This window comes from Streptomyces sp. NPDC006208 (assembly GCF_040613775.1).
GTDB lineage: Bacteria > Actinomycetota > Actinomycetes > Streptomycetales > Streptomycetaceae > Streptomyces.
Map to the genome: position 1 here is coordinate 97922 of NZ_JBEXSW010000023.1, position 20091 is coordinate 118012.

The 20091-nt window shown below is 72.1% G+C and carries 20 protein-coding genes; 9 read left to right on the forward strand and 11 right to left on the reverse strand.

Annotated features, from left to right (window positions below):
- Positions 1–98: 98 nt before the first annotated feature.
- A complete protein-coding gene (locus tag ABZ208_RS20345; RefSeq protein WP_356910855.1) occupies positions 99–1166 on the reverse strand; it encodes an SGNH/GDSL hydrolase family protein in 1068 nt (355 codons plus the stop codon).
- Between the two features lie 155 nt (positions 1167–1321).
- On the opposite strand from ABZ208_RS20345, the gene ABZ208_RS20350 reads away from it, so the two are divergent.
- Complete coding sequence (locus ABZ208_RS20350; RefSeq protein WP_356910856.1) at positions 1322–2710, forward strand: cystathionine beta-synthase; 1389 nt, start codon at positions 1322–1324, stop codon at positions 2708–2710.
- Positions 2711–3248: 538 nt separating this feature from the next.
- On the opposite strand, the gene ABZ208_RS20355 is transcribed toward ABZ208_RS20350, so the two are convergent.
- Positions 3249–4082 (reverse strand): helix-turn-helix transcriptional regulator, encoded by an 834-nt coding sequence (locus ABZ208_RS20355; protein ID WP_356910857.1) that lies wholly within the window; start codon positions 4080–4082, stop codon positions 3249–3251.
- Positions 4083–4232: 150 nt separating this feature from the next.
- Between ABZ208_RS20355 and ABZ208_RS20360 the strand changes: the two genes are divergently transcribed.
- Complete coding sequence (locus tag ABZ208_RS20360) at positions 4233–4994, forward strand: SDR family oxidoreductase (RefSeq protein WP_356910858.1); 762 nt, start codon at positions 4233–4235, stop codon at positions 4992–4994.
- Between the two features lie 52 nt (positions 4995–5046).
- On the opposite strand, the gene ABZ208_RS20365 is transcribed toward ABZ208_RS20360, so the two are convergent.
- Positions 5047–5466: a hypothetical protein gene (locus ABZ208_RS20365; protein ID WP_356910859.1), complete on the reverse strand. Its 420-nt coding sequence runs from the start codon at positions 5464–5466 to the stop codon at positions 5047–5049.
- A gap of 102 nt (positions 5467–5568) precedes the next feature.
- Here ABZ208_RS20365 and ABZ208_RS20370 point away from each other — a divergent pair, with 102 nt between their 5' ends.
- From ABZ208_RS20370 to ABZ208_RS20380, 3 genes are all read left to right on the forward strand, one after another.
- Positions 5569–5982, forward strand: a complete 414-nt coding sequence (locus ABZ208_RS20370; RefSeq protein ID WP_356910860.1) for a glyoxalase — start codon at positions 5569–5571, stop codon at positions 5980–5982.
- 107 nt (positions 5983–6089) lie between these two features.
- On the forward strand, positions 6090–6926 hold the full coding sequence (locus ABZ208_RS20375; RefSeq protein WP_356910861.1) for a MurR/RpiR family transcriptional regulator: 837 nt from the start codon (positions 6090–6092) through the stop codon (positions 6924–6926).
- Between the two features lie 342 nt (positions 6927–7268).
- On the forward strand, positions 7269–7802 hold the full coding sequence (locus tag ABZ208_RS20380; protein WP_356910862.1) for a hypothetical protein: 534 nt from the start codon (positions 7269–7271) through the stop codon (positions 7800–7802).
- A 7-nt stretch (positions 7803–7809) separates the two neighbouring features.
- Here ABZ208_RS20380 and ABZ208_RS20385 read toward each other — a convergent pair whose 3' ends face one another.
- The 7 genes from ABZ208_RS20385 to ABZ208_RS20415 form a co-directional block, all read right to left on the reverse strand.
- On the reverse strand, positions 7810–8184 hold the full coding sequence (locus ABZ208_RS20385) for a hypothetical protein (RefSeq protein ID WP_356910863.1): 375 nt from the start codon (positions 8182–8184) through the stop codon (positions 7810–7812).
- Between the two features lie 89 nt (positions 8185–8273).
- On the reverse strand, positions 8274–8666 hold the full coding sequence (locus ABZ208_RS20390) for a roadblock/LC7 domain-containing protein (protein WP_328399824.1): 393 nt from the start codon (positions 8664–8666) through the stop codon (positions 8274–8276).
- Positions 8667–8704: 38 nt separating this feature from the next.
- Positions 8705–9445, reverse strand: coding sequence for a transcriptional regulator (locus ABZ208_RS20395; RefSeq protein WP_356910891.1), 741 nt, complete (start codon positions 9443–9445; stop codon positions 8705–8707).
- An 11-nt stretch (positions 9446–9456) separates the two neighbouring features.
- Positions 9457–9843, reverse strand: coding sequence for a hypothetical protein (locus ABZ208_RS20400; RefSeq protein ID WP_356910864.1), 387 nt, complete (start codon positions 9841–9843; stop codon positions 9457–9459).
- Positions 9844–10059: 216 nt separating this feature from the next.
- Complete coding sequence (locus tag ABZ208_RS20405) at positions 10060–11418, reverse strand: APC family permease (RefSeq protein ID WP_356910865.1); 1359 nt, start codon at positions 11416–11418, stop codon at positions 10060–10062.
- 88 nt (positions 11419–11506) lie between these two features.
- The gene (locus tag ABZ208_RS20410; RefSeq protein ID WP_356910866.1) at positions 11507–11968 is read right to left on the reverse strand and encodes an SRPBCC family protein; all 462 of its coding nucleotides are present in this window, start codon (positions 11966–11968) and stop codon (positions 11507–11509) included.
- Between the two features lie 60 nt (positions 11969–12028).
- A complete protein-coding gene (locus ABZ208_RS20415; RefSeq protein ID WP_356910867.1) occupies positions 12029–13354 on the reverse strand; it encodes a diaminopimelate decarboxylase in 1326 nt (441 codons plus the stop codon).
- A 147-nt stretch (positions 13355–13501) separates the two neighbouring features.
- On the opposite strand from ABZ208_RS20415, the gene hutU reads away from it, so the two are divergent.
- The 4 genes from hutU (at position 13502) to hutI (ending at position 19123) form a co-directional block, all read left to right on the forward strand.
- Entirely contained in the window at positions 13502–15163 is a 1662-nt protein-coding gene (hutU, locus tag ABZ208_RS20420) for a urocanate hydratase (protein WP_356910868.1), read from the forward strand.
- Between the two features lie 167 nt (positions 15164–15330).
- Entirely contained in the window at positions 15331–16521 is a 1191-nt protein-coding gene (locus ABZ208_RS20425) for an allantoate amidohydrolase (RefSeq protein ID WP_356910869.1), read from the forward strand.
- Entirely contained in the window at positions 16512–17849 is a 1338-nt protein-coding gene (locus ABZ208_RS20430; RefSeq protein ID WP_356910870.1) for a formimidoylglutamate deiminase, read from the forward strand. The genes ABZ208_RS20425 and ABZ208_RS20430 overlap by 10 nt, the downstream gene beginning before the upstream one ends.
- 107 nt (positions 17850–17956) lie before the next feature.
- Positions 17957–19123: an imidazolonepropionase gene (gene hutI, locus ABZ208_RS20435; protein WP_356910871.1), complete on the forward strand. Its 1167-nt coding sequence runs from the start codon at positions 17957–17959 to the stop codon at positions 19121–19123.
- On the opposite strand, the gene ABZ208_RS20440 is transcribed toward hutI, so the two are convergent.
- A complete protein-coding gene (locus ABZ208_RS20440; RefSeq protein ID WP_356910872.1) occupies positions 19120–20007 on the reverse strand; it encodes an NmrA family NAD(P)-binding protein in 888 nt (295 codons plus the stop codon). The two genes, hutI and ABZ208_RS20440, sit on opposite strands and share 4 nt — an antisense overlap.
- Positions 20008–20091 lie beyond the last annotated feature (84 nt).

The following is a 20091-nucleotide window of genomic DNA, read 5'->3' on the forward strand; positions in this document are numbered from 1 at the left end:
GGGATTGAGCAAGGCTGTCAGGGAAGTTACCCGTACGTACCGCGCGGGTCACCGTACGAGCTGTGTGATGCGGGCCTCTTTTCTAAGCGGGCGCTTGCTCAGTTCGGTGTGACGGGTCCTGGGGCTCGCTCCGGATCCGGCTCCACGACGGTCTGGGCGGCGGATTCGGCCACCGCCTCGGCAGCCGCTTCCGTCGCCGCCTCGGCAGCGGGCAGCCGGCGCCGGCGCCGGTGCTTGAGCAGCGCCCACGGCGCGCGGGCGCCCGTGACCTCGGTGCCCGCCTCGGCCGCGGCCGTCGCCGCGGCACGGGCGACCGGCAGCATGTCCTCGTCGCGGTCCACGTCCAGGGCGTCGCTCTCCGGCCACAGCCCGAGCACGGCACACACCGTGGGCAGCATCGCCATCGCCGCCGTCGCGTACCCCTCCGCCGACGGGTGGTAGTTGTCCACACCGAACATCTCGCGCGGGTTCGCCGCGAACTCCGGGCCCAGCAGGTCGCCGAGCGAGACCGTACGCCCGCCCTGCTCCACCACCACGATCGTCTGGGCCGCCGCCAGCTGGCGGCTCACCCTGCGGGCCAGCCAGCGCAGCGGCTGGTACACCGGCTCGATCGTGCCGAGGTCCGGACAGGTCCCCACGACCACCTCCGCGCCGGCCGTGCGCAGCCGGCGCACCGCCGAAGCCAGATGGCGCACGGACACGGTGGGCGGCATCCGGTGCGTGACATCGTTCGCACCGATCATGATCACGCAGATGTCGGGAGTGCGTGTACGGTCCGCGAGCAGCAGGGTGACCTGTCGCTCCAGATCGTCGGACTGAGCGCCCGGCAGGGCGATGTTGCGCACCTGGACCGGCCGCTCGGCGACCGCCGCGAGTCCCGACGCCAGAAGCGCCCCCGGGGTCTGTCCCGCCCGGCGCACACCCTGGCCCGCCGCCGTCGAATCTCCCAGCACGGCCAGATACAGCGGATTGCTGCGGCCGAAGGCCAGCCCGTACAGGCCGTCGCCCCGCGGGGGGATGGGCGCCGTGCCCCCGCCCACCGACCGTTTGGCCAGCTGGACCTCCGCCAGCAGCACACCCACGGCCGCCGCACCGAGCAGGCCGATACTGCCTCCGCCGTACGCCGCGCCTGCCGCGATGCGCCTGGCCACCCTCGCCCTCGACACTGTCCGAGCCACCTCCTCACAGCCCCGGGCAGGCCGCCGCCCCGCGCCGGCCTCGTCGCCGTACAAGAGCTAACTGCCCCGTAGCTGCCGTCGCCCAATCCCGCGCCCATCCGGCATACGCTGGCGACACCATTACGGAGACCCCGGAGAACATTGTGCGCATCCACAACTCGATGATCAGTCTCGTCGGCAATACCCCGCTGGTGAAGCTGAACAGCGTGACCGCAGGCATTCAGGCGACCGTGCTCGCCAAGGTCGAGTACTTCAACCCCGGCGGGTCGGTGAAGGACCGGATCGCCCTGCGCATGATCGAGGCCGCCGAACAGAGCGGCGCGCTCCTGCCCGGCGGCACGATCGTCGAGCCGACCAGCGGCAACACCGGCGTCGGACTTGCGATCGTGGCCCAGCAGAAGGGTTACAAGTGCATCTTCGTCTGCCCGGACAAGGTGTCCACGGACAAGATCAATGTGCTGCGTGCCTACGGTGCCGAGGTCGTCGTCTGCCCGACGGCCGTCGACCCCGAGCACCCGGACTCGTACTACAACGTCTCCGACCGTCTGGTGCGCGAGACGCCCGGCGCCTGGAAGCCCGACCAGTACTCCAACCCCAACAACCCGCGCTCGCACTACGAGACCACCGGTCCCGAGCTGTGGGAGCAGACGGACGGCCGCATCACCCACTTCGTCGCGGGCGTCGGCACCGGCGGCACGATCTCCGGCACCGGCAACTATCTGAAGGAGATCAGCGGCGGCAAGGTCAAGGTCATCGGCGCGGACCCGGAAGGCTCCGTGTACTCCGGGGGCTCGGGCCGCCCGTACCTGGTCGAGGGCGTCGGCGAGGACTTCTGGCCCACCGCGTACGACCCGAACGTGACCGACGAGATCGTCGCCGTGTCCGACAAGGACTCCTTCCAGATGACCCGGCGCCTCGCCAAGGAGGAGGGCCTGCTGGTCGGCGGCTCCTGCGGCATGGCAGTCGTCGCGGCGCTGCGCGTCGCCGAGGGCCTCGGTCCCGACGACGTCGTGGTCGTGCTGCTCCCCGACAGCGGCCGCGGCTACCTCTCCAAGATCTTCAACGACGAGTGGATGGCCGACTACGGCTTCCTCGAGGAGACCGGCTCCGCCACCGTCGCCGACGTCCTGCGCCACAAGGAGGGCGGCAACATGCCCAGCCTGGTGCACATGCACCCGGAGGAGACCGTCGGCGAGGCCATCGAGGTGCTGCGCGAGTACGGCGTCTCGCAGATGCCGATCGTCAAGCCGGGCGCCGGGCACCCGGACGTCATGGCCGCCGAGGTGATCGGCTCCGTGGTCGAGCGCGAGCTGCTGGACGCGCTCTTCACGCAGCGCGCCTCGCTCCACGACCCGCTGGAGAAGCACATGTCGTCGCCGCTGCCGCAGGTCGGCTCGGGCGAGCCGGTCGCCGACCTGATGTCGGTGCTGGGCGATGCGGCGGACGCGGCGATCGTGCTGGTCGAGGGCAAGCCGACGGGTGTGGTGAGCCGTCAGGACCTGCTGGCGTTCCTCGCGGGCGACGCCAAGTGACGCGTTCCGGACGCGGTTTCGCGTAATCGGTACGCGCGCGACACGTTCGCGCAGCACCCGCTTAACACGCGTCCGGCACATTGGTGGATGTCGGCAGGGGGACCGGGCAGGGATCCCGGCCGGCACACCAACGGCGTCCAGGACTTCCGGAGCGGCTCCCGGACCTCTCGGACGCCCCGGACGCGGAGACCCGGCCCTGACCCGGTCCGTGTCCTTCGCGGGGACCGCCGTCGTCCCGCCCCCTGGCTCCGGCCGGGGGTGCGGCGGTCCCCGCCACACCTCCTTGCGTTCCGTCCGCCGGGCCTTTGGCGCCAGGCCGTGTCTGACAAAGCCCGCCTGGCGCGGCGACGGCTGCGGCACCTCGCTGTGTTGTCGGAGCCGCCCGAGTACGTCCGGTACGAGGGCGATCTCCCCCGGCATCCGGCCGGGCGCTGGTCTCACCCCGCCTTGCGATGCGTCCCCTCGGCCCTGGCGGGCCTGGGGAGACCCCACGCATCTGACGCCGCAGGCTGATCCTCGAAGATCGCCCGGACAGGGCCTATTCGCGGCCCACGGGAGCCGCGGTCCAACTGGCCAGCAGCGCAAGGCGCTCCGCCGTCCTGGAACCCGGCTCCGGGGTGTAGATCACCAGCAGTTGGTCGGGGTCGCCCGGCGGGGAAAGGCTTTCGTACGGCAGCGTCAGCTCGCCGATCAGGGGGTGGACGATGCGCTTGACCCCGTATGTCTTCTCCTTGACCTGGTGGTCCGCCCACAGGCGGCAGAACTCCTCGCTCTTCACCGACAACTCGCCCACCAGCGCGGTGAGCCGGCGATCGTCCGGGTGCCGGCCGGCGGACAGGCGCAGATAGGCGACCACCTCCGCCGCCACCGCCTCCCACTCCGGGTACAGCTCACGCGTCGCCGGGTCGAGGAACACCGCGCGGGGAACGCTGCGGGCTGCGGCGGTCATGCGCGAGTAGGTGATGAGCGCGTCGCCCAGCGCGTTCCAGGCCAGCACGTCGAGACGCCGGCCGAAGACATACGCGGGCGCGGCGGTGATCGTGTCGAGGAGCAGCCGCATCCCCGGGCGTACCCGCTCCTGCGGCACATCGGGGCCCGACTTCCTGGGGCGGGCCACATCGCGCAGATGGGCGTGCTCCGTCTCGTCCAGGCGCAGCACCCGGGCGACCGCGTCCAGCACGGCGTCCGACACGGACTGCCCGCGCCCCTGCTCGAGGCGGATGTAGTAGTCGACGCTGACGCCCGCGAGCTGGGCGACCTCTTCGCGGCGCAGACCCGGCACGCGGCGCCGGCCGTACGGGGTGAGACCGACGTCCTCCGGCCGGATACGGGCACGGCGCGAGCGCAGGAAGTCTCCGATGTCGCCGTCCATGGTTCGAGCCTAGCCGGGCGGCCGCCGCCGAGCCTGGTACTGGCAGACCCAGGAAAAGCGCAGCCCTGGGTGGCGCCCGGCCCCGCGCGGACAGTGGTGCCTGTCCACCACCGGGCGTCCGCACCGGACGCGTACACAGGAGCACACGACATGACCTACGACAGCCTCGCCGGCCGTACCGCCGTCGTCACCGGTGCCGCCAGCGGCATCGGCGCCGCAACCGCCCGGCTGCTCGCCGCCCATGGGGCGCGGGTGGCGCTGCTCGCCCGGCGCACCGAGCGGCTCGGCGAACTGGCCGAGAAGATCACCGCGGAGGGCGGCAGCGCGCTCGCGGTCACCGCGGACGTCACGGACGACGCCTCCGTGACCGCCGCCGTCGCGAGCGTCCACTCCGCGTACGGGCCGGCCGACCTGCTGGTCAACAACGCCGGAGTGATGCTGCCGAACCCGCTCGACGACGGGCGCATCGACGAATGGCAGCAGATGATCGACACCAATGTGACGGGTGCGCTGCGGATCATCAGGGCGTTCACCGGGGACCTGGTGGCCGCGGCGGCCGACGGCAGGGCGGCCGACCTGGTGAACATCTCCTCGATCGGCGCGCACATCACCTTCCCCAACTACGCGGTGTACGGCGCGACCAAGGCGGCGCTCACCTATCTTTCCCAGTCGCTGCGCGGCGAGCTCGGCCCGCGCGATGTGCGCGTCACCAACATCGAGCCCGGGTTCACCGGGTCTGAGCTGCGCGATCACATCGACAACCCGGAGCTGAGCGGGCAACTGGACACCATGGTCCAGGAGGTGGGGCTGCTCAGCTCCGACGACATCGCCGATCTGATCGCGTACACCACCAGCCGGGCCCGGCACGTCAATCTGCGCCAGGCCGTCGTGCTGCCGACCCGCCAGGCGTGAGAGGGGGCCGCTGGGGGGTACTTCCCTCGGCCGCCGGTTCCGTGGGGGGAGCTCAGTTCTCCCAGTCGGACTCGTCGCGCTGCGGCCTGCGCTGCCAGGGCCAGCCGCGTGCCGCGTGCACGGCGTTGACGCCGACGATGCCGAACCAGGCGACGATCAGGCCCTCCAGGTCGGCGTTGGTCACGGCGATCGCCGACAGCGGGATGGCCAGGACCAGCGAGATGATGCCGAAACCGTAGCGCTCGCCGAAGTTCGCCTCCGCGGACTTCGGCCGGGCGCCGCCGCGGGCGTCGGCCATCTGAGACTCGGCGAGCCGGCGGCGCACGCGGCGGTCGACCGTGCCGTCGAGACGCTGCTCGACCTTCTCCAGAAACGATTCGACGAGTGCGGAGTCGTACTCCTCGCCCAGCTCGCGGCGGGCGTGCAGGGTGGCGTCGAGCTCCTTCTTGAGCTCAGGGTCGCGGGCTTCCATGCCGCCGACGCTACGGGGGGCCGGCCGCCGCGTCAGTGGGGGTAGCACCCCTCTTTCACCAAGGGGCAGCCAGAGATCCACAAGCCGTTGTACAAAGACACCATGACCACTGAACGCACCTCCGTGACCAGCCATGCCGCCGCGTACGCCTTCGGCGGCCTGCACCATGTGCAACTCGCGATCCCGGCCGGTGCCGAGGATCTGTGCCGTCAGTTCTGGGGCGATGTACTCGGCATGACGGAGCTTCAGAAGCCGCCGGTGCTGGCGGCGCGTGGCGGCTGCTGGTTCCGCGGCGGCGGCCTGGAGGTCCACCTCGGCGTCGAGGAGGACTTCGGTCCGGCCCGCAAGGCGCACCCGGGCATCCTCGTCCGCTCGCTGCGGGAGCTGTCGGAGCGCCTGGAGGCGTGCGGCCACGAGGTGATCTGGGACGACGCCTTCCCCGGCCACGACCGGTTCTACGCCTTCGACAAGCTCGGCAACCGGCTGGAGTTCCTGGAGCCCCGGACCGCGTCCTGACGGCGGTCCCGGGCGGGCAGTGGCCGCCCTTCCCCTTGCCGTGGCTGTATATGGTCATGCAGAGTCATAGGTGACTGAATAATTCGGGATCCGACGAGGGGGACGGCATGAACGACAGCCCCGCTGCGAGACTGCAGCTGCTGTTCGAGGGGCACCGGCTCACGCCCACCCAGCGCCGCATCGCGCACAGCATGGTCCGCCGGGCCGCCGATGTGCCGTTCCTGTCCAGCGTGGAGCTGGCCGAGCTCGCCGGGGTCAGCCAGCCGTCCGTGACCCGCTTCGCCGTCGCCCTCGGCTTCGACGGCTATCCGGCGCTGCGCAAGCATCTGCGCGAAGTCGCCCCGCCGGAGGCGGCCACCGGCAAGGATGCGCTCAACGAGTACCAGCAGGCCGTCCAGGCGGAGATCGAGAACCTGCGGCACCTCTCGGCGCTCCTGGAGGACCCGGAGCCCGTCGAACGGGCGGGCCGGCTGCTCGCCGCCTCCCGCCCGCTGCCCGTACTCGGGCTGCGCGCAGCGTCCTCGCAGGCCCGCGGCTTCGTCTACTTCGCGTCCAAGGTGCACCCCGATGTACGGCTGCTGGACGAGGGCGGCTCGATGCTCGCCGACCGTATCGACGCGGCCCGGCTCGCGGGCGCGAGCGCGCTGCTGTGCTTCGCGCTGCCGCGCCATCCCAAGGAGGTCGTGGAGACGCTGGCCTACGCCCGCTCGGCCGGGCTGAGCGTGGTGACGGTCGCGGACTCGGCGTTCGCCCCGGTCGCGGCCCACAGCGACGTGCTGATCCCGGCCGCCGTCGGCACCGGCCTCGCCTTCGACACGGCGTGCGCGCCGATGCTGCTGGGGCGGGTGCTCCTGGAAGCCATGTGCGACGACCTGCCGGACGCCCAGGCGCGGCTCGAGGACTTCGACACCCGTGCGGCGGCCCGCGGACTGTTCGTGGAGTGACCCGCGCGGTGACGCCCACGGGTCCGGCCGATTCTCAGGCGGAGCTCAGAAAGAGGCGCTAATCTCCCGGGCCGAACACGGGTTCTGTGGAGGGAGCACAGCGTGGGTGCAACCAGGTTCGGGGTCGGTCAGGCCAGGGGGCGTTGGTGGCTGATGCGGGAGGTGGGTTCGGCCGGGGCGGGTGTGGGTGCAACCAGGTTCGGGGTCGGTCGGGCCAGGGGGCGTTGGTGGCTGATGCGGGAGGTGGGTTCGGCCGGGGCGGGTGTGGGTGCAACCAGGTTCGGGGTCGGTCAGGCCAGGGAGTCCACCGAGGGTCGGCGTGGGACGCAGGCGCTGGCGCGCGTGGCTGTGATCGTGCGGGCGGGGGCGGCGCCCCTGTGGTGGCCGGGGCTGGCGGCCGCCGGAATCGGCGTGCCGCTGCCCGGGATCACCGGGCGGTGGGCCGGCGCTGTCGCCGGGACCGCGCTGTTCCTGGTCACGGCCTTCGTGGTCGCTCTCATGCGACGCGGGCGCTACACCCGGCTCGCGGGCTGCGCCACTCGCGCCGGGCGGCATGACATCCTCCAGGACCGCCGGGTGACGCTGCGGGTGTGGCGGCGTGCCCACCGCTGGTGGCTGCTGCTCGCCTTCCTCGCCGCCGTGGGGAGTTCGTTCGCCGTGCCCTTCGCCGGCGGGGCGGTGCTCGCCGGCGCGGGCGCCGGGCTGTGGGCCAAGGCCGTCCTGCTGGGCCGCCGCGAGCGCACGGACGAGACACTGCTGTGGGTCGGCGCCGACAGGGTGGCGAAGGGCCCGGCCGGCACACGGACCACGGGCTTCCGTACCACCGGCGTCGCGGCCGGCGACGCCGCGCCCGGAGGGGCGCGGCGCCGGCACTGAGCCGTCGTCAGACCTCCAGAGTGTTCTCGATCTGCCGCAGCTGGTGCCGGGCCATCGCCAGGTTCGCGCGCTGCTTGTCCAGGGCCAGGTAGAGGAACAGGCCGTTGGTGCCACGGCCCTTGAGCAGCCGGATCAGGTGGTACTGGGTGTCGAGGGTGATCAGGATGTCCTCGATGTCGTCCTTGAGTCCGAGGTGCTCCATCGTGCGGACCTTGGCACGGACCACGTCGGTGTTGCCCGCCGCGGCGACGGTCAGATCGAGATCCTTGCCGCCGCCCACGGTGCCCAGCGCCATGCCGCTGGTGTAGTCGACGAGCGCGGTGCCGAGGGCCCCCTCGATCGAGGTGAGGATTTCCTTGAGCGCGGCTTCGGTGTTGGCCATGAGAGTGGCAGTTCCTTTCCGTCTGGTGGTTGTTCTTGCTGTTGTGCGGGTGGTCTTGCGGGTCGGCGGGGTCGCGGGGGTGGCTGCCATCAGGCGTTCTCCGGTCGGTCGAGTGCCGCGTCGACCAGCTCACCGATCCGGATGCCGGCGCGACGGGCCTCGAGGTGGAGCCGGCCCACGTTGATACGGGGCTCGGCCAGCAGGGTCAGTACGGCGGAGGAGCCCGCCGCATAGGTGGCGACATAGCCGTCCTCGCCCCGGACGAGCAGCTCCCGGAAGCCGCCCTGCCCGGTCGTCTCGGTCAGCCGCTGGGCGACGCCGAGCGCGGCGGCGGTGAGCGCGGCCACGCTCTCCGCCTCCGTGTCCGGGGTGTCCCGGGCCAGGACGAGGCCGTCCACGCTGGCCGCGAGGGCACCGGTGAGCTGCGGCAACCGGGTCCTCAACCGGCGCAGCTCGTCGAGGACTCCGCTACTCGCGGCCATCAGCTGTCTCCTCTCGGCGCGCTGCCGGAGCGCGCGAATCACAGCGTTGCCTCCAGGGCGTCACGGAGCCGGCGGAGCAGAGCAACATCGGGGTCGGGGAACGTTTCCGCTCGGGCGAAAACGGGCGGCGGTAACGGCGTGGCCGGTCTGCGGGGCGGCTCCACGAGCCCTGCCGCGGCCAGCCGGTGGACGTCGACCAGGGTGTGGAAGGCCGGCCGGCCCAGGACATGGGCGATGTCGCCCGCGGTGCGGACCCCGTCCGCCAGTTCGAGCACCGCGCGGTGCCGGGCGGCGAGCCGGGTGCCCGGCACCATCCCGGTACGCACCACGGGTGCCGTGTCCGACCCCGGGTGCGCCCACAGCCGGGCGAGCAGTTCACGGCGCCGCAGGGTCTCCCGTTCGACGGCCTCCGCCGCTACGGGCCGTACGGGACCGATCCAGTGGGCCACGCCGTAGCGGAACCTGCTCGGCCCGCGGCTGGGGGAGAGCGCGAAGAACGCCGCGTCGTACAGCGCCCCCAGGTGGCAGATTTCCAGCTCGCCGCCGGAGACCGTGCCGCGCTCGACCAGATACCGGCCGACCCTGCCGTACGACCCTGCCTCGCGCAGCGCCTCCTGCCAGCCGTCGGCGTGCAGTCGGCCGCCCGCCGTCAGCAGGACGTCGAGGCCCGGGGCGGCGGGGCTCTCGGCGTGCACCACCTGGCCGTCGACCAGGTAGAGCGTGCCCCGGTCCCGTAACAGCGCGCCGGTGGCCCGCTCGGAGGCGAGGCGCAGCAGCATGGGCGACACGCTCACTCCAGCACCAGCCGATCGGTCAGTTCGCGCATCCGCAGCCGCGCGAGGGCGAGATTGCCCTCGTCGCGGTCGAGCCACAGATGCAGCAGCACGCTGCTGTCGAACGACGTCTCGACGAAACGCAGCAGGTGGTAGGCGCTGCGGGTGGTGACCACCAGATCCTCGACATCGAGGGCCTTCTCGGCGCCGGCGGGCGCGAACGTGGGGTGCTCCGCGGCCATCCGTGCCAGCTCGGCGGTCTCGGCGGCGGCCGTCTCGTGGTCGTCACCGGCCGCGTCGCCGACGGTGCCGAGTGCGAGTCCACTGGTCCAGTCGACGACGGCGGCACCGCGTGCTCCCGGCAGCCGCATGGCGTGCAGCAGGCACTCGTCGATTCCGGGCACGCGGAACTCCCCTCCAGCGCGTGTACGAACGGCTCGGACGCATGTCCGTGACGGAGAGGTTACGCACCGTGCTGCCTACCGGGGGAAGTTCTGGCATTTTCCATCGGAACATGCGGGGAGTCCGATAGGGTCCGCAGTGCCCGGTTCGCCACCGGGTGACTTTGTCATACCCGGGGGCAGGGGAGCGGTCGGATCGGCTCACATCCGGGGCCGGGATCAGACCTCGTGGTGCACCTTCATCACCAGCTTGTTCACGCCCCACAGCACAATGCCTACGCCGATCAGCACTCCGGACCGGATGTACACATCGGCTGGCCGGTCCGCCAGCGGGCTGGCCAGGATGACGGCGCTGATCGCCCCGAGGACCGGCAGGATCGTCGGCGTACGGAAGTGCTTGTGCGCCACACGGTCCTTGCGCAGCACCAGCACCGCCACATTGACCACCGCGAACACGCAGAGCAGCAGGAACGCGGTGGTGTCGCCGAGCCCCTCGATCTCGCCCGTGGAGACCAGCGCGACGGCGAGGACGGTGACGAAGAGGATGCCCGCGACGGGTGTACGGCGGCCCGGCAGCACCTTGCCCATCGCGCGCGGCAGGACCCGCTCGTTGGCCAGGCCGTAGCAGAGCCGCGAGGCCATCATGATGTTGATCAGGGCGGAGTTCGTGACCGCGAACAGCGCGATCAGCGCGAAGAGTTTGGGCGGGAAGCTGACCCCACCGGCCTTGACGACCTCCAGCAGCGGGCCGCTGGAGCCCTCCAGGGTCCGGTGGTGCACGAGCAGCGAGGACACCAGCGCGACCAGCACATAGACCGTGCCGGTGACGACGACACCGGTGAAGATCGCACGCGGGAAGGTGCGGGCCGGATCCTGCGTCTCCTCCGCCATGTTCACCGAGTCCTCGAAGCCGACGAAGGCGAAGAAGCCCAGCGCCGTGGCGCCGAGCACACTCGTCAGCAGCGCGTATCCGGTACCGGACGCCTGGAACTCGCCCAGCCGGGACGGCTCCCCCTCACCGGTCAGCACCGCCCAGGCCCCGATCCCGAGGATCACCAGCAGGCCGGAGAGCTCCACGAGGGTCAGTACCACGTTGGTCTTCACGGACTCCGAGACACCGCGCAGGGCGATCGAGGCGAGCGCCAGGATGAAGAGGATCGCGACGAGCGTGGGCGGGAGCGCGTCGGTGAACTCCTGGAGGTAGTCCCCGCTGAAGGCCCGGGCCGCCGCGCTCGCGGACGACAGCCCGGAGCACATCACCATGAAGGCGATGATGAACGTCAGGAACGGGACGTTGAACGCCTTCTGGGTGTAGAGCGCGGCCCCGGCCGCCCGGGGGTACTTGCCGACCAGTTCGGCATACGAGCCGGCGGTCATGATCGCCACGACGAAACCGATCACGAACGGCAGCCACAGCGCGCCGCCGACCCTGCCCGCGACCACGCCGGTGGTGGCGTAGATCCCGGTGCCGAGGATGTCGCCGATCACGAAGAGAGTCATCAGCTTGAGGCTGATGGCCCGTTTGAGTGATGGCTGCTGATCCGGTGCGCCCGGGGACGCGGGTGCGGATGTGGCCATGGGACACCTCTCCGTCAGCTGTTGGGAGGTGTCCTGCCCGACGGGGTCCGCCGGGATTCGGGTCAGGCGGGGATGCACCCGTACGCAGTCAGGCGCCGCGGCCCTCCACGGCGGTCGCGACATCGTCGAGGTCCTTGGCGATCGCCCTGCTCACGGCCTTGACGCCGAGCGGGCCGAGCACCTTGGACAGCAGGCCCATGAAGCCGCCGGGCGGCACGGCCGAGAACGTCATTCGTACCGTCGTCGTCTCCGGTCCCGCGGTCAGCAGCTCGAACTCCGAGACATAGTGGGTGCCGTGGGAGTCGGCCTCCACCACATAGAGCTCGAGCGGCTCGCACGCGGTCACGTACATCTCCTCGGTGGCTTCCTTGCCCAGCATCCGCCGGGTCTCGCGCCACCGGGTGCCGACGTCGAAGCCGCCCTCGGTGAGTACCTCGATCCGCTGCACGCCGCTGAGGACACGCTCCATACCCTGAAGGTCGGTCAGGGCCTCCCACACGCGCCCCGGCGAGGCCCTGATCACGCGCTCGACGACAGTCCTGGGTGTCATGGCTTCATGGAACCACCGGGGTCCGGCAACCGCCCCCGCGGGAAACGCTGCCGCTGCCGGTCAGCCGAGCAGCGCGTCCGCCCGTCCGCCGCCGGACTCCGCGACGATCTGGTCGACCGTCTGCGCGGCCCGCACGGTCGTGAAGCGGACCTTGCCGTCCGGCCGGACGGCGAAGCCGTGCACGCCGGGGCGCGGCAGGCTGTTGTAGCTGTAGTGGGCGGTGAAGTAGTACGCGCCGGTGTCCAGGGCCGCGATCACATCTCCCTGCTCCAGCAGCGGCAGCGCCCGCCCCACGGCGAGCAGGTCACCCGCGAAGCAGGCGGGCCCGGCGATGTCCTGGGCGACGGCGGGACCGGTCTTCGGCAGCCCCTGCGAGTCGTACGAGGCGATGCGCAGCGGCCAGGACGCGGGGTCGTAGACGGTACGGGTGGCGACCTGAACGCCGGCGTGGGTGACGGCGATCGGCCGGGCCCCCGCGGACTTGGCGTACTCGACCCGGGCGAGGACGGTGCCGTGCTTGGCGAGCAGCGAGCGGCCGAACTCGGTGACCAGGCCGTAGCGGCCGTCGAACAGCCCCGGCACCCGCTGGGCCAGCAGCTGTGCGTAGGCGGCGAAGGTGGGGGTCTGCTCGTCGGAGGTGAAGTTGACCGGGAGGCCGCCGCCGATGTCGACGGTGTCGATCTGCTGCCGGCCGGCCGCGGTGTTGATCTCCTCGGCCAGCTCGTACACCGTCCGGATGCCCTCGGCCATCAGGTCGAGCGGCATGCCCTGGGAGCCGGAGTGGGCGTGCAGCCGGGTCAGCCAGGGCCGGTCGAGGAAGGCCCGTACGACCCGGGCCCGGGCGCCCTCGTCGCGCAGGGCGACGCCGAACTTGGACGTGGCGGTGGCCGTCGACAGGGCGTCGATGGAACCGCCGCCGATCTGCGGATTGACCCGCAGGCCGAGCGGCGACGCCGGGGACGCGCCGGAGACCAGGGTGTCGAGCCGGGCGAGCTCCTCGGGGTTGTCGGCGTTGACCGCGATGCCCAGCGCCAGGGCTTCGCGCAGCTCGGCGACCGTCTTGGCGGGGGAGTCCAGGACCGTGCGGTCCGGGGGCAGCCCGGCGGCCCTGGCCAGCGCGAGCTCGCCCGGGCTCGCCACCTCCGCGCCGATGCCCTCGGCGTGCAGCAGCGCGAGCACCGGGACCAGGGGTGTGGCCTTCACGGCGAAGGCGTGCAGCACGGGCGCACCGGTGACAGCGGCGAACGCCGTCCGCAGGGCCGACGCCGCCGCCCGGATGCCCGCCACGTCGAGCAGGGCCACCACGGGCTCCGCCTCGCTCAGCAGCCCTTGCTCCACGGCCGCGCGCACGGCCTGATCCCTACGGTCCCCGAGGTCGATAGGCATGTGTGTCAGCCAATCATCCGGCGGGGCCGGTCGCAGCTGTTGACTGAAACTATTCAGCAAGCGAAGATGTGAATAGATTTCCCAACAGTGAGTGTCGTATCGCTCTCGTGGTCGCACTCGTCGTCGCAGTCGCGAGGAGGCATTGCCATGTCAGGACCCCGCCCCGTTCGGGCACCGCGCGGTACGGAACTGAGCGCCCTCGGCTGGCAGCAGGAAGCCGCGCTGCGCATGCTCCAGAACAACCTCGACCCCGAGGTCGCCGAGCACCCGGACAAGCTCGTCGTCTACGGCGGCACGGGCAAGGCGGCGCGTGACTGGCGCTCCTTCGACGCGATGGTCCGCACGCTGCAGACCCTGAAGCAGGACGAGACGATGCTCGTCCAGTCCGGCCGGCCGGTCGGCGTCATGCAGACCCACGAGTGGGCCCCCCGTGTGCTGATCGCCAACTCCAACCTGGTCGGCGACTGGGCGAACTGGGAGGAGTTCCGGCGCCTGGAGGCCCTCGGCCTGACCATGTACGGCCAGATGACGGCCGGCTCGTGGATCTACATCGGCACGCAGGGCATCCTCCAGGGCACGTACGAGACGTTCGCCGCCGTCGCGGCCAAGAAGTTCAACGGCACGCTCGCCGGGACGATCACCCTGACCGCCGGCCTCGGCGGCATGGGCGGTGCCCAGCCCCTCGCCGTGACCATGAACGACGGCGTCGCGATCTGCATCGACTGCGACCCCCGCGCGATCGAGCGCCGTATCGAGCACCGCTACCTGGACGTGAAGGCCAACTCCCTGGAGCACGCGCTCCAGCTCGCGGTCGAGGCCCGCGACGCCCGCAAGCCGCTCTCCATCGGCCTCCTCGGCAACGCAGCCGAGCTGCTGCCGCGGATGCTCGCCGAGGGCGCCCCGATCGACATCGTGACCGACCAGACGTCGGCCCACGACCCGCTCGCCTACCTGCCCCTCGGTGTCGACTTCGACGACATGCAGTCGTACGCGGCCGAGAAGCCGGCCGACTTCACGCAGCGCGCCCGCGAGTCGATGGCCAGGCACGTCGAGGCGATGGTCGGCTTCATGGACGCAGGCGCCGAGGTCTTCGACTACGGCAACTCGATCCGCGGTGAGGCCCAGCTGGCCGGATACGACCGGGCGTTCGCCTTCCCCGGCTTCGTACCCGCCTACATCCGGCCGCTGTTCTGCGAGGGCAAGGGCCCGTTCCGCTGGGCGGCGCTGTCGGGCGAGGCATCGGACATCGCCAAGACCGACAAGGCGATCCTGGAGCTGTTCCCCGAGAACGAATCGCTGCACCGCTGGATCAAGATGGCCGGTGAGCGCGTCCACTTCCAGGGCCTCCCGGCACGCATCTGCTGGCTGGGCTACGGCGAGCGGGACCGCGCGGGCGAGCGCTTCAACGACATGGTGGCGAGCGGCGAGCTGGCGGCCCCGCTGGCGATCGGCCGCGACCACCTGGACTGCGGCTCGGTGGCCTCCCCGTACCGCGAGACCGAGTCCATGCTCGACGGCTCCGACGCCATCGCGGACTGGCCGCTGCTGAACGCGATGGTCAACGTCGCGTCGGGCGCTTCGTGGGTGTCGATCCACCACGGCGGCGGCGTCGGCATGGGCCGCTCGATCCACGCCGGCCAGGTGTCGGTGGCGGACGGTACGAAGCTGGCCGGCGAGAAGATCCGCCGCGTGCTGACGAACGACCCCGGGATGGGCGTCATCCGGCACGTGGACGCCGGGTACGACATCGCGGAGTCGGTCTCCCAGGACCGCGGCGTCCGCATCCCCATGCGGGAGGGTGACGCGTAATGGCCGTGGGCAATGGTCCCGCAGGGCAAGGGGGGCACCGCCCGGGCGAAACCACGGGGGCGGGTGGGCACCTCCCGGCGGAGCCGGATGTTTCGCTGCCGGGCGGGGACCGGGGGGACCCCCGTCGCCCTGCGGAACGCCTGCCCGCAGCGGGTTCGTTCCACGAGATGTGGCGCGAGCTCGCGCCCGTCGGGCGCAACGCCGACACCGGCGGCTACCGCCGCTTCGCCTGGACCGGCGCCGACGCCGACTGCAGGAACTGGTTCCAGGAGCAGGCGGAGGCCCGCGGTCTCACCTATGAGGTCGACCGCAACGGCAACCAGTGGGCCTGGCTCGGCGACCACAGCGCCGGTGATGCCGTCGTCACCGGGTCGCACCTCGACTCCGTCCCCGACGGCGGCGCCTTCGACGGCCCTCTCGGCGTCGTGTCCTCCTTCGCCGCGCTGGACGAACTCCGCCGCAGAGGTGCGCAGTTCACCCGCCCTCTCGCCATCACCAACTTCGGTGACGAAGAGGGCGCCAGGTTCGGGCTCGCGTGCGTCGGCTCCCGGCTGGCCTCGGGTCAGCTGAGCAAGGAGCAGGCGTTCGAGCTGCGCGACGGCGACGGGATCCGCCTGCCGCAGGCCATGGAGGAGGCCGGGTACGACCCGGCCGCCATCGGCCCCGACCCTGAACGCCTCGCCCGTATCGGCGCGTTCGTCGAGCTCCACGTCGAGCAGGGCCGGGCGCTGGACCTCTCGGGGGACGCGGTCGGTATTGCGTCCGCCATCTGGCCGCACGGCCGCTGGCGGTTCGACTTCGCCGGAGAGGCCAACCACGCCGGCACCACCCGGCTCGTCGACCGGCGCGACCCGATGCTGACCTATGCGGAGACAGTCCTCGCAGCCCGCCGCGAGGCGGAACTCGCCGGTGCCGTCGCGACCTTCGGCAAGATCTCCGTCGAGCCGAACGGGGTCAACGCCATCCCCTCGCTGGTGCGCGGCTGGCTCGACTCCCGCGCGGCCGACCAGGCCACGCTGGACACCGTCGTGGCCGCCGTCCAGCGGGCCGCGAAGGAGCGCGCGGACCGTGACGGCGTGGATCTGCGGGTCGTACGGGAGTCCTTCACGCCCGTCGTCGAGTTCGAGCACGCTCTGCGCGACGAGATCAACAAGATTCTGGGCGGGGCCGTTCCCGTCCTCGGCACGGGCGCCGGACACGACGCGGGAATCCTGTCCGCCACCGTTCCGACCGCCATGCTGTTCGTACGGAACCCCACGGGTGTCTCGCACTCCCCGGCCGAGTCCGCGGCCGAGGACGACTGCGTCGCCGGGGTCATCGCGCTCGCCGACGTACTGGAGGGACTCGCGTGCAGCTGACGACGTACTGGGCGGAGCACGCCTGGCTGGACACCCATGTCGAGCCGGGCGTGGCCCTCGATGTGCGCGACGGCAGGATCGCGGCGGTACGGATCGGGGTCGAGGCCCCGGAGCCGGGCGCGACGGTGCTGCGGGGGCTGACGCTGCCGGGGCTCGCGAACGCCCACTCGCACGCCTTCCACCGGGCGCTGCGCGGCACGGTGCAGGTCGGCGCGGGGACGTTCTGGACCTGGCGCGAGGTGATGTACCGGGTCGCGTCCCGGCTCACCCCGGAGTCGTACCACGCGCTGGCACGCGCGGTGTACGCGGAGATGGCGCTGGCCGGGATCACCTCGGTCGGCGAGTTCCACTATCTGCACCACGCGCCGGGCGGCACATCGTACGCGGAACCCAACGCGATGGGCGAGGCGCTGATCGCCGCCGCCGCGGACGCGGGCATCCGCATCACCCTGCTGGACACGGCCTATCTGTCGTCGGGCTTCGGAGAGAAGCCGGACACCCACCAGCTCCGCTTCTCCGACGGCACGGCGGACGTCTGGGCGGAGCGCGCGGCGCAGCTGAAGGACGGCGAGCACGTACGGATCGGCGCCGCCATCCACTCCGTACGGGCCGTCCCGGCCGCGCAGCTGTCGACGGTCGCCGAGTGGGCAGCGCAGCGGGGCGCGCCGCTGCATGTGCACCTGTCCGAGCAGACGGCGGAGAACGACGCCTGCCTCGCCGCGCACGGCTGCACTCCCACCCGGCTCCTGGCCGACCACGGAGTGCTCGGCCCGCGCACGACCGGCGTCCACAACACGCACCTCACGCGCGAGGACATCGCACTGCTGGGCGGCACGACCACCGGCACCTGCATGTGCCCCACCACCGAACGCGACCTCGCGGACGGCATCGGGCCCGCGCCCGCGCTCCAGGGCGCGGGGTCCCCGCTGTCGCTCGGCAGCGACAGCCACGCGGTGATCGACCTGTTCGAGGAGGCACGCGCGATGGAGCTGAACGAGCGCCTGCGTTCGCGCACGCGCGGCCACTGGACGGCGGCGGCCCTGCTGCGTGCCGCCTCGGCGGACGGCCATGCGGCACTGGGATGGGACGAGGCGGGCCGCCTCGAGGCGGGTGCGCTCGCGGACTTCACCACCGTCGCGCTGGACTCGGTCCGCACCGCCGGCCCGCCGCCGCGGCTGGGCGCGGAGACGGCGGTCTTCGCGGCGACGGCGGCGGATGTGCGGGATGTGGTGGTGGGTGGCCGGCGCGTGGTGCGGGACGGGTCCCACACTCTGGTGCCAAATGTGGCGGCGGCGCTGGCGGAGGCGGTGGGCGCGTTGCGCGCGTGACGTCGCTGTTCCCCTGCCCGCCCTCCCCCCACGGCCTGGCGGCCGTGGGCGGTACCGGCTGGGCTCCGCCCCAGATCCCGCCGAAGGCCGACCCTCGGAGAGGAACCATGACCACCACCGTCATCACCAACATCGGCAGCCTCGTCACCAACGATCCTGCCCTCGGCGACGGCCCCCTCGGCCTCCTCCAGGACGCCGCCGTCGTCCTCGACGGCGACCGCGTCGCCTGGGTCGGGCACACCAAGGACGCCCCCGACGCCGACGAGCGCCACGACGCGCAGGGCCGTGCCGCCATTCCCGGATTCGTCGACTCGCACTCCCACCTCGTCTTCGCCGGTGACCGGACCCAGGAGTTCAACGCCCGGATGTCCGGCCGCGCCTACTCGGCCGGTGGCATCCGCACCACCGTCGCCGCGACCCGCGCCGCGAGCGACGACGAGCTGGAGGCCAACCTCACCCGCCTCCTGCGGGAGGCCCTCCTTCAGGGCACGACCACCTTCGAGACCAAGTCGGGCTACGGGCTGACCGTCGAGGACGAGGCCCGCGCCCTGCGCATCGCCGCGGCGCACACCGACGAGGTGACCTATCTCGGTGCCCATGTCGTCTCCCCGGACTACGCCGACGACCCGGCCGCCTATGTCGCTCTCGTCACCGGCGAGATGCTCGACGCCTGTGCCCCGTACGCCCGTTGGGTCGACGTCTTCTGCGAGAAGGGCGCCTTCGACGGGGAGCAGGCCCGGGCGATCCTCACCGCGGGCAAGGCGAAGGGCCTCACGCCCCGGGTGCACGCCAACCAGCTCTCGTACGGCCCCGGTGTGCAGCTCGCCGTCGAGCTCGACGCGGCCAGCGCCGACCACTGCACGCACCTCACCGACGAGGATGTCGACGCCCTGGCGAACAGCGCCACCGTCGCGACGCTGCTGCCGGGGGCCGAGTTCTCCACGCGCGCCCAGTGGCCCGACGCCCGCCGCCTCCTCGATGCGGGTGTCACCGTCGCGCTGTCGACGGACTGCAACCCCGGCTCGTCGTTCACCTCGTCCGTGCCCTTCTGCATCGCGCTGGCGGTACGGGACATGGGCATGACCCCCGACGAGGCCGTCCGGGCGGCGACCGCCGGCGGGGCGGCGGCCCTGCGCCGCACCGACGTCGGCCGCATCGCCCCCGGCGCCCGCGCCGACGTGGCCCTGCTCGACGCCCCGAGCCATGTCCACCTCGCCTACCGGCCCGGTGTGCCACTGGTGAGCGCGGTGTGGCAGGCAGGCCGCCGGGCCTAAGCGTCCTGGACGTCCGGCAGCAGGTGCGCGTAGCTGCGCCGATGGGCCGTCAGATACGCGTGGAGGGACTGTGCGGGGTGGCCCGTCAGGCGTGGCACCGCGTCGGACACCGCGGCCATCTCGCCGGTGGCCATCGCCTCGTACGAGGTGACCCAGCCGGTCACCTCCCACTTCTCGGCGCCGTACCCGGCCCGTGAGGCGTACGCCGCCTCGCGGGTCTCCGGGACGTAGCGCACCTCCCGGCCCGTGACCCGGCTCAGCTCGTCGGCGGCCTCGGCGAGCGAGAACGCCGAAGGCCCGGTGAGGTCGTACACCTGCCCGTGGTGCGCGCCCGTCCCGTCGAGGAGTACGGCCGCGGCGGCGTCCGCGATGTCGTCGTGGGCGACGGCCGCGACCCGGCCGCGGCCGGCCGGGCCGCGCAGCACCCCGTCCTTCCCGGTCATCGCGGGGAACGCGGCGAGGTAGAAGTTGTCCCGCAGGAACGTGTGGCGCGGCAGGCTCGCCCGGATGTACTCCTCGGTGTGCCAGTGGTCACGGGCGTACGTGAACGTCGCGGCGGGCGCGGCACCGACGAAGGACGTGTACACGATCCGCCGCACACCGGCCGCGACCGCCGCGTCCACGGCCGTGCGGTGCTCGCGCACCCGGTCCGGCGCCTCGTGCGCGGAGACCAGGAACAGCGTGTCCGCCCCGTCCAGCGCACGTCGCATCGCCTCGCCGTCGCCGTACGAGCAGGGCGGCGCTGCCACCGCACCGGGGAGCTCGGGCAGCCGGGCCGGGTCGCGGCCCAGCAGCCGGATCGCGGCGCCCGTGGCGGACAGTCGGCGCGCGACCCGGCCGCCGATGCTGCCGCTCGCTCCGGTGACGGCGATGACGGGGCTCATGGGCGGACTCCTTCGGACGGCAGAGGCTGTGGGTGCGGGCTCAAGTGTCATGGGCGAACGGAGCCTGCCGCCGGCGACATGCGA

What these genes read in the sequence shown, in the direction of transcription:
- ABZ208_RS20355 (WP_356910857.1), bottom strand. Translation starts at nt 4,082, where the DNA reads ATGGACGGCGACATCGGAGACTTCCTGCGCTCGCGCCGTGCCCGTATC.
- ABZ208_RS20360 (WP_356910858.1), top strand. Translation starts at nt 4,233, where the DNA reads ATGACCTACGACAGCCTCGCCGGCCGTACCGCCGTCGTCACCGGTGCC.
- ABZ208_RS20365 (WP_356910859.1), bottom strand. Translation starts at nt 5,466, where the DNA reads ATGGAAGCCCGCGACCCTGAGCTCAAGAAGGAGCTCGACGCCACCCTG.
- ABZ208_RS20370 (WP_356910860.1), top strand. Translation starts at nt 5,569, where the DNA reads ATGACCACTGAACGCACCTCCGTGACCAGCCATGCCGCCGCGTACGCC.
- ABZ208_RS20375 (WP_356910861.1), top strand. Translation starts at nt 6,090, where the DNA reads ATGAACGACAGCCCCGCTGCGAGACTGCAGCTGCTGTTCGAGGGGCAC.
- ABZ208_RS20385 (WP_356910863.1), bottom strand. Translation starts at nt 8,184, where the DNA reads ATGGCCAACACCGAAGCCGCGCTCAAGGAAATCCTCACCTCGATCGAG.
- ABZ208_RS20390 (WP_328399824.1), bottom strand. Translation starts at nt 8,666, where the DNA reads ATGGCCGCGAGTAGCGGAGTCCTCGACGAGCTGCGCCGGTTGAGGACC.
- ABZ208_RS20395 (WP_356910891.1), bottom strand. Translation starts at nt 9,445, where the DNA reads ATGCTGCTGCGCCTCGCCTCCGAGCGGGCCACCGGCGCGCTGTTACGG.
- ABZ208_RS20405 (WP_356910865.1), bottom strand. Translation starts at nt 11,418, where the DNA reads ATGGCCACATCCGCACCCGCGTCCCCGGGCGCACCGGATCAGCAGCCA.
- ABZ208_RS20410 (WP_356910866.1), bottom strand. Translation starts at nt 11,968, where the DNA reads ATGACACCCAGGACTGTCGTCGAGCGCGTGATCAGGGCCTCGCCGGGG.
- ABZ208_RS20415 (WP_356910867.1), bottom strand. Translation starts at nt 13,354, where the DNA reads ATGCCTATCGACCTCGGGGACCGTAGGGATCAGGCCGTGCGCGCGGCC.
- hutU (WP_356910868.1), top strand. Translation starts at nt 13,502, where the DNA reads ATGTCAGGACCCCGCCCCGTTCGGGCACCGCGCGGTACGGAACTGAGC.
- ABZ208_RS20425 (WP_356910869.1), top strand. Translation starts at nt 15,331, where the DNA reads ATGTGGCGCGAGCTCGCGCCCGTCGGGCGCAACGCCGACACCGGCGGC.
- hutI (WP_356910871.1), top strand. Translation starts at nt 17,957, where the DNA reads ATGACCACCACCGTCATCACCAACATCGGCAGCCTCGTCACCAACGAT.
- ABZ208_RS20440 (WP_356910872.1), bottom strand. Translation starts at nt 20,007, where the DNA reads ATGAGCCCCGTCATCGCCGTCACCGGAGCGAGCGGCAGCATCGGCGGC.